Source organism: Noviluteimonas gilva, from assembly GCF_009740395.1.
Taxonomy (GTDB): domain Bacteria; phylum Pseudomonadota; class Gammaproteobacteria; order Xanthomonadales; family Xanthomonadaceae; genus Noviluteimonas; species Noviluteimonas gilva.
In genome coordinates this window covers 1,062,212-1,071,324 of sequence record NZ_WOXT01000001.1, presented here as the reverse complement: position 1 = coordinate 1,071,324, position 9,113 = coordinate 1,062,212, and the positions used below count along the sequence as shown (strand labels likewise).

Annotated in this window: 15 protein-coding genes and 1 tRNA gene; all 16 read right to left on the bottom strand. The window is 63.1% G+C overall.

The window, feature by feature from the left end:
* Positions 1-19 precede the first annotated feature (19 nt).
* Positions 20-94: transfer RNA gene (locus GN331_RS05110), tRNA-Met, on the bottom strand.
* Between the two features lie 5 nt (positions 95-99).
* Positions 100-285, bottom strand: a complete 186-nt coding sequence (locus GN331_RS05105) for a hypothetical protein (RefSeq protein ID WP_156640768.1) — start codon at positions 283-285, stop codon at positions 100-102.
* Positions 286-326: 41 nt separating this feature from the next.
* Positions 327-611: a hypothetical protein gene (locus tag GN331_RS05100; RefSeq protein WP_156640767.1), complete on the bottom strand. Its 285-nt coding sequence runs from the start codon at positions 609-611 to the stop codon at positions 327-329.
* Complete coding sequence (locus GN331_RS05095) at positions 608-2,731, bottom strand: portal protein (RefSeq protein WP_156640766.1); 2,124 nt, start codon at positions 2,729-2,731, stop codon at positions 608-610. Before GN331_RS05095 ends, GN331_RS05100 begins: the two co-directional genes overlap by 4 nt.
* Positions 2,731-2,949 carry a hypothetical protein gene (locus GN331_RS05090; protein WP_156640765.1) on the bottom strand — a complete coding sequence of 73 codons (219 nt, stop codon included), beginning with the start codon at positions 2,947-2,949 and terminating at the stop codon, positions 2,731-2,733. The genes GN331_RS05095 and GN331_RS05090 overlap by 1 nt, the downstream gene beginning before the upstream one ends.
* Positions 2,949-4,247 carry a PBSX family phage terminase large subunit gene (locus GN331_RS05085; RefSeq protein WP_156640764.1) on the bottom strand — a complete coding sequence of 433 codons (1,299 nt, stop codon included), beginning with the start codon at positions 4,245-4,247 and terminating at the stop codon, positions 2,949-2,951. The genes GN331_RS05090 and GN331_RS05085 overlap by 1 nt, the downstream gene beginning before the upstream one ends.
* A complete protein-coding gene (locus GN331_RS05080; RefSeq protein WP_156640763.1) occupies positions 4,247-4,522 on the bottom strand; it encodes a hypothetical protein in 276 nt (91 codons plus the stop codon). The genes GN331_RS05085 and GN331_RS05080 overlap by 1 nt, the downstream gene beginning before the upstream one ends.
* Positions 4,523-4,743: 221 nt before the next feature.
* The gene (locus tag GN331_RS05075; protein WP_156640762.1) at positions 4,744-5,049 is read right to left on the bottom strand and encodes a hypothetical protein; all 306 of its coding nucleotides are present in this window, start codon (positions 5,047-5,049) and stop codon (positions 4,744-4,746) included.
* A gap of 3 nt (positions 5,050-5,052) precedes the next feature.
* Positions 5,053-5,436 carry a hypothetical protein gene (locus tag GN331_RS05070; protein ID WP_156640761.1) on the bottom strand — a complete coding sequence of 128 codons (384 nt, stop codon included), beginning with the start codon at positions 5,434-5,436 and terminating at the stop codon, positions 5,053-5,055.
* A 210-nt stretch (positions 5,437-5,646) separates the two neighbouring features.
* On the bottom strand, positions 5,647-6,093 hold the full coding sequence (locus GN331_RS05065) for a hypothetical protein (RefSeq protein WP_156640760.1): 447 nt from the start codon (positions 6,091-6,093) through the stop codon (positions 5,647-5,649).
* Positions 6,090-6,632 (bottom strand): S1 family peptidase, encoded by a 543-nt coding sequence (locus GN331_RS05060; protein WP_156640759.1) that lies wholly within the window; start codon positions 6,630-6,632, stop codon positions 6,090-6,092. Before GN331_RS05060 ends, GN331_RS05065 begins: the two co-directional genes overlap by 4 nt.
* 315 nt (positions 6,633-6,947) lie before the next feature.
* On the bottom strand, positions 6,948-7,685 hold the full coding sequence (locus tag GN331_RS05055) for a DNA-methyltransferase (RefSeq protein WP_156640758.1): 738 nt from the start codon (positions 7,683-7,685) through the stop codon (positions 6,948-6,950).
* Positions 7,682-8,140 carry a lysozyme gene (locus GN331_RS05050; protein WP_156640757.1) on the bottom strand — a complete coding sequence of 153 codons (459 nt, stop codon included), beginning with the start codon at positions 8,138-8,140 and terminating at the stop codon, positions 7,682-7,684. Before GN331_RS05050 ends, GN331_RS05055 begins: the two co-directional genes overlap by 4 nt.
* Positions 8,137-8,340 (bottom strand): hypothetical protein, encoded by a 204-nt coding sequence (locus GN331_RS05045; RefSeq protein WP_156640756.1) that lies wholly within the window; start codon positions 8,338-8,340, stop codon positions 8,137-8,139. Before GN331_RS05045 ends, GN331_RS05050 begins: the two co-directional genes overlap by 4 nt.
* Before the next feature lie 171 nt (positions 8,341-8,511).
* Entirely contained in the window at positions 8,512-8,715 is a 204-nt protein-coding gene (locus GN331_RS05040; protein WP_156640755.1) for a hypothetical protein, read from the bottom strand.
* Entirely contained in the window at positions 8,715-8,984 is a 270-nt protein-coding gene (locus GN331_RS05035; RefSeq protein WP_156640754.1) for a hypothetical protein, read from the bottom strand. The genes GN331_RS05040 and GN331_RS05035 overlap by 1 nt, the downstream gene beginning before the upstream one ends.
* Positions 8,985-9,113 lie beyond the last annotated feature (129 nt).

Sequence of the window (9,113 nt, the reverse complement as noted above, 5' to 3'; positions counted from 1 at the left end):
CCACTGTCTCAGGGCCTGTTGGTAGCGCAGGCGGGAGTCGAACCCGCAACTCGGGGTTATGAGCCCCGCGTGATGCCATTTCACTACCGGCGCATAATTTTATTTGACCAGCCTTGGCTTCGTGGAAACGTGTCCAGCGAAGCGGCCAGCGTCATTGACCACGATCACGTCGAGCGGGTCTTTCCTGCGAAAGCTGAAGCCGACACCAAGGCAGCAGGCAACCATGTAGAGGGCGCCAACTGCCGACAGAGAAATGATGCCTACAACAATCATCCAGTCGCTCATGCGTCAATTCTATGGGCGGATTTGCGTGTCACAAGCGCCGCTCATCGGCCCGCCAAGTACGCAACCTGCGACTCAGCGCGCGTCTGATCGCGCTGCAACTGCGCCTTCGTGATGTCGCCTGAGCGCATCACCGCCTCCAGCGCCGCCTTGATCTTCCCGTGCAGGCCCAGCAACTGATGCAACTGCTCGCGGTCGCCTGCGTTCCGGCTCTCGCGCCACTGGCGGTAGATCTCGGCTTCGATCATGTCCCACGCCTCGACGAACACGTCGTTGTTCAGCACTTCCTGCGCGCGTTGGGCGCGGCGGATTTCGGCTTCGCGGGTCATGCCATCGGCTCCTGAGGGGCATCCATGCCCTGAGCGCCATCCTGGCCTTGCGGGGGGGCTAGTTGCTGCAACAGGCCAACGACTTGCGCCATCTGCTGCTCCAGCGCGGCGATGCGCTCGCCTTCGTCGTCGGTCTGCTGCATCTTGTGTTGCGTCTCGGCGCTCTTGACGCTGGTTTCGTGGTCGGCACGCTCGGCGTCACGTGACTTGAGCGCCAACTCCTGCTCGCCCTGTACGGCCTTGAGGCCCAACTCCTGTTCCTTCAGGTCGATCTCGCGATGCTTCAGGCCCAACTCGGCCTGCTTGAGCTGCGAGTCACCCTTGAGCTGCACGTTCTCCTGCTGCAATTCCTGCATCTGCTGCTGCATCTGCGCGAACTGCTCGGGGTTCGGCAAGCCCTGCGCCTGCTCGTCGCAGAACTGCTCGGGATTCTTGAACTCGTTGACCTCGGCGCCCAAGCGGATCGTGTTTGCGATGTGTTCGGGACGCACGACACCGACCTGCATACCCATCTGTTGCAGCGGGATCATGGCGCCGACCGCCTGCATCTTTTCCTGTCGCGTGCCGTGACCCAAGCCCACGTTGATCTTGATGTTGAATTGGTCGCGCCACTCGTTCGGGCGCACCGCGACGTACTCACCGTTGACCTCAAACCACTGTTCGGCCGACTGATGTGCAACAGCCAGCTTCAGCATCTTGCGGAACAGCGTCTTCACGCCCAGCGCCGCAAAGCGCGTCATCAGCTTCAGGCGCATCTCCGACTTGCCGGTGATGATCTGCACGCCCGTCGCCGTCTTGTTGAGCGAATCGGCGTCCATGCCCTGCGAGTAGCGGGTGAAGCCGGTGCGGTTCTCCAGCTTGACGTTCAACCACTCCTGCATCTGCCACGCAGACTGCGGGATCTGTTGCGTCGGGATCGGCGTCACGCCGTTCTCGCCCTGCCCGCGCACCAAGCCGCCCGGACGGTTGTCCAAGAGGTCGTCGATATTGACGTTGGCATTGGTGTTGACGTAGTTCCGGCCGTTCACCGCGAACGCCAGGTTGTCCAGCATCAGACGACCGAGGTTCGTATTCTCTTTCTGGATGCCGTAGGCGCGATCCGCCGGACAGTTGCCGTAGAACGCATGGGCCAGCGGCATGAAGCTGAAGAACGCGTACGGGTGGTCGTCCACCTTCTCGTGGGTCATCAGCGTGCCGTTGATCAGGCACAGCTGCACCCACTCGGCAACACCGTCGCCGTCCACGTCCAGCTTGAAGTACAGCTCCGCGTACTCGTACAGCTTGTGGCTGTCGTGCAGCTCGTTCTCAGCCTCACCGAAGCCATCACCCAGCAGCGCATCCGACTCGGCGTTGAGCGTGACACCTTCGCCGCCCACGTTCTCCAAGTCGTAGCCCATCTCCTCCAGCTCAAAGCGCGGCTTCTGCCGCACCTCACCGATGGCGATGGGATCAGCACCCCACTTCGACGTGGGGCCAACGCGCATCTCGTTGGACGGGATGCAATCGGCGCGAATCTTGACCGACTGCGAGCGGTCAATGACGGTGAACGACAGCAAGCCGTTCTCGTCGATCTCCGGCTCGGCCTCCAGCTCCACGCCGTCCTGCAACAGCATCGCCAACTGGTCCGGCGTCTGCTGCTCGTACTCCTGGCGCGCGTCTTCCTTTTCTTCCTCGGCCCACGCCTTGGCGAAGCCGACCTTCTGCAAGCCCGCATCCTGGAACCAGTCGTACAGGATGTTCAGGCCTTCGTTCTGGTCGTAGAACAGGTGGTTCAGGTACCCCGTGACCGTGCGTGCGACAGCCAGCGCTTCCGGCCCGCCCTTCTTCGGCTTGGCCTCGACTGCCTTCTCGTCTGAGACGAACACGTCGATAATCTGCGGCAACATGCCATCAACCGTGTCGGCCACGTCCGTAGACACGAACGTCGAGCGGTCGAGAATGTCCGGCGGTGCAAAGTCGCCCTCGGCCGCACCGTTGTAGGCGCGGATGTTGCGCTCACGGACAGCGCCGATCTCGGAGTCGAGGCCGCCCAAGGACGAGCGGATGAACTCGCGCGACATGCGCTCCAGTTCGGCCTCGTCGATGGGCTCGCGTTTGGCTTCCGTGCCGTAGTCGGTCATCAGTAGTAGTTCCGCACCGTGACATTGACGACAGGCGCGCTAGCACGCGCGACGACCAGCGCCTTCTTGTGGTCTTCGCGCTCACGCTCAACCTTGAGGATGGCCGCGTACATGCCGTGATCGCCCGCTTCGTGAGCTTCTTTCAGCCGCTTGTGCAAATGCTCGGCGTGCGCCATCTCTTCCAGCATCGGCGCTATTGCAATCAGGCAGTCCAACATCAGCGGATGATCCTTCGATAGTTGAGCGGGGCTTGGTGCGCAGTCGGTTGCTGGGCCTTGTCCACCGCCATCAGCCCGAAGGCGTCGGCGGCATGGCTCGACCAATCGTGGTCAGGCCCAAGCCCGATGCCACGGGCCTCGTCGCGTTTCTCGTGGTACCAGCCGAGCGCATCGCGCCCCGCCTCGGTCGTCTGTGCGTTGAACCAGATCGCAGGAAACAGCCTGCGCACCGACTCAATGCGCGTCGTCGCAGCACCCGCGCCCATGTTCGGCACGGAGCGCACGTCGAAGCCTGCTTGCCGCAGCGCGCTCTCGTAGGTGACGCGATACACCTTGTCGTGCTGCACGCCGTCGTGCGGGAGGACGCATTGCGCCTTCTCGTAGCCCTTGGCGCGTAGCCAGTTGACGTGTGCGGCCAACTCCTGGCCGACCGCCTCGTAGTAGTCGAGGACGCGCACCTGCTCGCCCACGAACTGCACGATCCAGATAGCGCAGGCGTCGGCCTTCGCACCCGTGCCGCCAATGTCCCAATAGGCGCGCGTGGTCATCAGCGGATCGCGTGAGAGCGAACCCACCCGCCCCTGCGCCTTACACTCGGCCAACTGACGCGCAAAGTACGCGCCCTCAGCGACCGTGATGTAGCCGCCTTCCCAGATGTGGTCGTACTGGTCCGGCTGCATTCGCAGGCAGTCCAGCCGCTCCTGCTCCAGCTCCGGGGTGAACCACGGGTTGTCGCGCCAATTCGCTTGGACGACGACGCAGCCCGTTGGCTTCTCCTCGCCCCGGAACAGCATGTCAACGGGATCAGTCTTGCGCCGTGCGTTCCAGCTAAACCACAGCTCCGAACCCGGCGCGCGAATCGTCGGTCGCAGCAGCGAGAGCGAATGGGCCGTGGCCGATTGCGCCTCCTCCCACCACGCCCGCTTGAACGCCTCCAGCGACTTGATGCTCTCGGCGGTGTAGTCCTGCATGCCCTTGAAGATCACCAGCCCGTCGCCGGGTGTCTGGATCACATCGCGGTAAACCTTGAAGCCGTCCTTCTCGCCAAGGTTGAAGTCCCGCAGCTTGGCTTCGATCAGCGCCTTGGAGGACTGCGCCAGATCCTTCTGCACCTCGCGGATGCAGACACTACGCAAGCCCTCGCCGTGGTCGCCAGGCTCCGCCAGCGCGTCCTCAATCAGCTTGCCCGCGAAGAAGTGGGACTTGCCCGACCCTCGGCCACCGTGGGCCGCCTTGTAGCGCGCAGGCGCCAGCAGCGGTTCGAAGACCGCAGCAGTGTCGATCTGCAATGTCCGCATCAGTCGGGCTTGACGATGCGACGCTCAACGACTTGGAACCCCAGCGGGTTCTCGGGGTCGCCGCTCACCGTCAACGGGAGCAGCTTCGGGTAGATCGTTGCCCAAAATGCGCGTTCGTTCAGCGGATCAAGCTTGGCCCATGCAATCAAGCGCTCAGCGCCGCCCAATTCCGCAGCAGCCTCCGCGATCACGTCCTTGGCGGCCTTACCCAGCTTGTTCGGCGAACCCTTCGGCCTGCCCCTGCCCTTGCGGGTCAGGTTCGCATCCGTTGCCATTTGCGGCCTCTACTTTATTTGAGCTGGCTTCCGCCTTGGCTCCGAATGTCCGCGTCCAGTTGTCCGCGAACGTGTCTTGGTCTACCGCGAATGGGCGCGGTGCGTGTCCTTTGCCGCTCATTGCTCAACAAGCCCCCAGATTGGGCCGTCTGCGTAAATACCGAGGAGACGCCACCAGCAACGGCGGTGCCAGTCATACCGAAGGGTTAGCTTTATCGGCTTCATCTCTTCGCCTGCATGAATGCCGCCAGCCCGTTGCGCATCCCGCCGAACGACTGCGCCATCTCGGACAAGGTGCCTGGCGTCCGCGCCTTGACCAGCCCGAACTTCTTCGCCAGCGAGTAGCCGGGGATCGCCACCGACAGCGCAGGGACTGCGACCATCGGATTCTCTTGCGTCCACTCGCGGGCGAATGCCGCGTGTTCGTATGGCGCCAGCACGGCCTGCATCGGATCGTTGGCCGCGAGCGAGTTCCGAAGGCGCAGCAGGTCGGCGTGCGACCAGTCTGCGTAGTCCGGCCCACTCATGGCCTAGCGCTGCGCCCCATAGAACATGCGCGCCAGCGGATTGCCCCCGCCCGTCTGCCACTGGTGCTGCTGCATCGGAGGCATCGGCCCGCCTGTCTGCATGGGTCGCTGCATGTTGAACATCTGGCCAATCCCGCCCGTGCGCATAGGATTGAACTGCTGCATCTGGCCGGGGCCGCCGGTTTGCATCGGGTTGAACGCCTGCATGGGCGAGCCGCCACCCGTCTGCATCGGACGCTGCATCGGCTGCATACCGCCACCCGTGCGCATGTGCGGAGGCATCGGGCCACGAGGACGACCCATGCCGCCCGGATCGATGTTCTCGGGCGAATAGCTGTAGCCCATGCCCCACTGCTGCATCGGGCGCTGGAACTGTTGCATCATCATGGCGTGCGGTCCTTCCTCACAATCTCTTGGAGGGCGCGGATTTGGTCGTTGGCATCAGCTGCAATTCGCCGCCAGTAGCCGTCAATCTCCGCGCGAGTTGCTCTGTCGGTTTCTCGCCCGTTGGGCGGAGTGAGCGCACAACAATCCGGGTGGTCCAGTGCATAACGCAAAGCGGACAGCGCAGCAATAACACTCATGGTGACTCCCCAATCACTGCCCGCGATCCGCGCGGACCACGTCCTGCAAAGCCCTTATCTGCGAATCGGCGTCTCGGGCTGCACGAAGAACTCGCGCGACACTTTCTTCTCGGTCTCGGGCGGCTGCATCACGCTCGGCGGCGGTGGCGCCAGCCTCGGACACACAACCGGCCCAACGCTTTTGCAGCCGGACAGTGCCAGCGCGCAGATCAGCAACCAGCTTGCGTTGCGCTTCATCGGCTGCCCTCTTGTCTCTCTCGTAGATGTCGGCAATGCGTGCGATGTTCTGCACGTTGCGGATCTCGGCGTCACGGGCGCGGGCCTGGGCCTCTACCTGCGCCTTGGCGTACTTGGCGATCACCAACTCTTTGCGGTGAACCTCGTACTTCCACAGGCCACCAAGCAGTAAGCAGGCGAGCAACAGGATTGCGTTGAGGTACAGCGAGGCGCGCAGGATCATACCGGCACCGCCAGCACGAACACGCTGCACTTGGGCGTCGGAATCCTGCTCACAATCGCGATCAGCTCACCGCGCTGGTTGAAGATGCCCGAGCCGCTATCGCCTACGCATGTGGCCGCAGCGATCACGACCATGCCATCCACGACGCCGGAGACGTAGCCTTCGCGCAGCATGTCCTCGGCACCCAATGGATTGCCGTACCAGCGGACGCGATCAGCCTGTACCGCCTTGCCAAACTTCTTGGCCCACGCCACGAAATGCACGCCAGCGGCGAACTTCACCCGCACCACATCCTCGCCAGCAGGCGTCACCGTGTAGCCGCGTGCCGCCTGGCTGCCAATCTTGTTCAGTCGGCCGCCATCGCGGAAGCAATGGGCTGCTGAGATGATCTCGTCGGGGCCGATTGCGGTTGCGCTACACAGCCCGTTTTCGAACTCCAGGCGCAGCGCGAAGGAATGCGGGTCAGGCTCCTTCGGTAGACTTACGCATCCGCTGCACCCCGTTACGAAAGCCAGAAGGGCGAGCAGAAGAATGCGCATACCTAACTCCCGATTACCGCGCTAAGCCAGATCTCTTGCGTGATGTAGCCCCCAACGAGCAGCAGGCACGCGCCGATGAAGATGCAAGCCTTCAGCAGCGTGGCGCGCTTGTCGGGTGTCATTTCTGATGCCTTCTTGATTAGTTGCGGCGGGTCGATCCGCTCCTGACAGCGCCAGCACTGGCCTGTGTCGCAAGTGCAGTCGCCTGCCGGAGTCAACGGTCGTCCCAACTGATGATTCCGTTCTTCCACAGCGCGTAGATCGTGATTGCGCCGCCGAGGGGAATGCCGATGACGACGCCTAGGGCGAATGCGATCATGCTGCGCTCCTCTGTGCCGCCGCGATCCGCTCGGATGCGATGGCGAAGTATTTGTCGTCGCGCTCAATGCCGATGAATTGGCGGCCGAGGTTCATGCAGGCCACGCCCGTGGTGCCGCTTCCCATGCAGTTGTCCAGCACCGTCTGGCCCGCCTCCGTGTAAGTGCGGATCAGGTATTCCATCAGCGCGACGGGTTTCTGCGTGGGGTGGACCGTGCGCCCTACCAACTTGGCAGCGGGGAAGCGAATGATCGTCTTGGGATACTTACCCTCAACCACACCAGTCGCGCCTACGTTGCCGGGGATCGCCGCATCGTCGTTTTGCGCGTATTGCCTCCACTTCGACTTGATGTGCAAGTCCGTCTTCTGCGGGTAGTACGCGGGTGCGCCACCAGCCGCAAACACTGTTACGTCCTCATGCTGCCGTAGCGGCTGGCGCTTGGCCTGCATTGGGTTGGAAATGGTTGCCTTATCCCACACCCACGAATAACGGTATTCGCGCAGGTTGCTCGCAATCAGGGCCGACGTGAACGGCTGGCTCGCTGTCAGCACGATGGCCGCGTTCTTCTTCGCAACCCTCCGGTACTGCGCCCAAAGCGGCTCAAACGGAATCACGCTGTCCCACTTGCACGCGGTCGTCCCATACGGGAGGTCGCACAGGATCAGATCGACACTCGCGTCCGACAACTGCGCCATGATCTCTAGGCAGTCACCGTGACGCAGATCGAAACTCATCTACCCTCACAAACCTTGCGCTCGTCTGCGCGACGAAGCACCAAACCACGGAACACCCGACCCCCGGCGAACTTGTAGAGGTCGAGCGACTTACACGTATTCGGCCAGTCTCCAGCGCGGGCGAACTTCCCCGGCGAGCCTTGGCAGACGGGCTTCGGCCCGACGTTGAACACCAACGAAATCAGACTTGCGCGAACACCGTCTGGCATATCGCGGCCGACGCAGCGGCGAACGGCGCTATCCGCCACTCGCATATCTGCGTCAAGCCGCGCCTCGCACTCAGCGCGCGTATATTTGCGCGACGGGTCAACATTGGTCGTGCTGCCGTAGCAAACGGTCCACACGCCAACCACGTCCTGATAGGGCTCGTACCGCACGCCCTCCCACTTCGCGATCAGGCCGCCAGCGAGCAGCAGGACAACTGCACTCGCCGCGCCAACCTTCGCCTTGCTCATTGCCGGGCCAACGTGTCCAAGCGGTTTTCGATGCGGTCTAGCTGCGCCACGATCCGCTCCTCCAGGCCGTCCACGCGCTTGTCTGTCGCCTCTTGCTTGGCAACCTGCACGTTGAGTCGGCCCTCAAGCCGAACCAGCCACACGATGACGCCTACGGCGGCGGTGACCGCCCCGAGGCCGAATGAGAGGTAATCGCCCACGTGTTTCCTTCTGCGCACGTGGCGCTTTCAGTGTTCCGAAATGTCGGTAATTCGTGACACTTGCCGACGATTTGCAACCCGCGTCGATAGGCCGAGCCCGGAGGCTCGTATCGGCCCGCCAGAAGCGTGACCGAGGGGAAGCTTATGGAGCGGCGCGCGCTCTAGAAGGTTTCAGTTGACCGTTCGGCCCTCTGGCGCCGCGTACTGCTCCAGCACCCGACGACACAACCACTCCACGTCCTCGCCGTTCTGGCAGCGGACCACGATCTGCTTGCCGTCAAACACGATGTGCATGGCGATCTGGTTTGCCATCGCCCGAAGGCGCAGCAGGTCTTCGTCCGCCGCGTCGAGGTCGGACAGCGCGTCGGCGTCCATTACTGGATAGAGCGAACCGAGGCCACGCCCGCCTTCTTGGCGATCTGCTGCGGCGTGAGCCACTCGCCCGTGACCGGATGCAGGATGGACACGCTGCACCCCTCGCCGAAGCTCAGGGCGGCGCCTGCGGGGTCGTCGATGCCCAGCTTGGCGAGCCAGAAGGCGATGAAGTCGAAGCGCCCGTTGATGCAGTCCAGCGAGCCGTCCGGCCCGTGCATCACGTCCTCGGGCGGGCCGTCGTCCTCAATCTCTTCCAGCTCTTCGGACATGGCGGCAGCCTCCAGGAGATTTGCCCCGCGCGCTTGTGGCGGCGACTCTGTTAGTCGGCGCTGCTCGTCAGCGAGCGGCGTAATGATGCAGAGGCGGGGCGGGATGCAATGCACCCCTTAGATTCAGTG

Coding starts and splice junctions, on each gene's coding strand:
- GN331_RS05105 (WP_156640768.1), bottom strand. CDS start 285: ATGAGCGACTGGATGATTGTTGTAGGCATCATTTCTCTGTCGGCAGTT.
- GN331_RS05100 (WP_156640767.1), bottom strand. CDS start 611: ATGACCCGCGAAGCCGAAATCCGCCGCGCCCAACGCGCGCAGGAAGTG.
- GN331_RS05095 (WP_156640766.1), bottom strand. CDS start 2,731: ATGACCGACTACGGCACGGAAGCCAAACGCGAGCCCATCGACGAGGCC.
- GN331_RS05090 (WP_156640765.1), bottom strand. CDS start 2,949: ATGTTGGACTGCCTGATTGCAATAGCGCCGATGCTGGAAGAGATGGCG.
- GN331_RS05085 (WP_156640764.1), bottom strand. CDS start 4,247: ATGCGGACATTGCAGATCGACACTGCTGCGGTCTTCGAACCGCTGCTG.
- GN331_RS05080 (WP_156640763.1), bottom strand. CDS start 4,522: ATGGCAACGGATGCGAACCTGACCCGCAAGGGCAGGGGCAGGCCGAAG.
- GN331_RS05075 (WP_156640762.1), bottom strand. CDS start 5,049: ATGAGTGGGCCGGACTACGCAGACTGGTCGCACGCCGACCTGCTGCGC.
- GN331_RS05070 (WP_156640761.1), bottom strand. CDS start 5,436: ATGATGATGCAACAGTTCCAGCGCCCGATGCAGCAGTGGGGCATGGGC.
- GN331_RS05065 (WP_156640760.1), bottom strand. CDS start 6,093: ATGATCCTGCGCGCCTCGCTGTACCTCAACGCAATCCTGTTGCTCGCC.
- GN331_RS05060 (WP_156640759.1), bottom strand. CDS start 6,632: ATGCGCATTCTTCTGCTCGCCCTTCTGGCTTTCGTAACGGGGTGCAGC.
- GN331_RS05055 (WP_156640758.1), bottom strand. CDS start 7,685: ATGAGTTTCGATCTGCGTCACGGTGACTGCCTAGAGATCATGGCGCAG.
- GN331_RS05050 (WP_156640757.1), bottom strand. CDS start 8,140: ATGAGCAAGGCGAAGGTTGGCGCGGCGAGTGCAGTTGTCCTGCTGCTC.
- GN331_RS05040 (WP_156640755.1), bottom strand. CDS start 8,715: ATGGACGCCGACGCGCTGTCCGACCTCGACGCGGCGGACGAAGACCTG.
- GN331_RS05035 (WP_156640754.1), bottom strand. CDS start 8,984: ATGTCCGAAGAGCTGGAAGAGATTGAGGACGACGGCCCGCCCGAGGAC.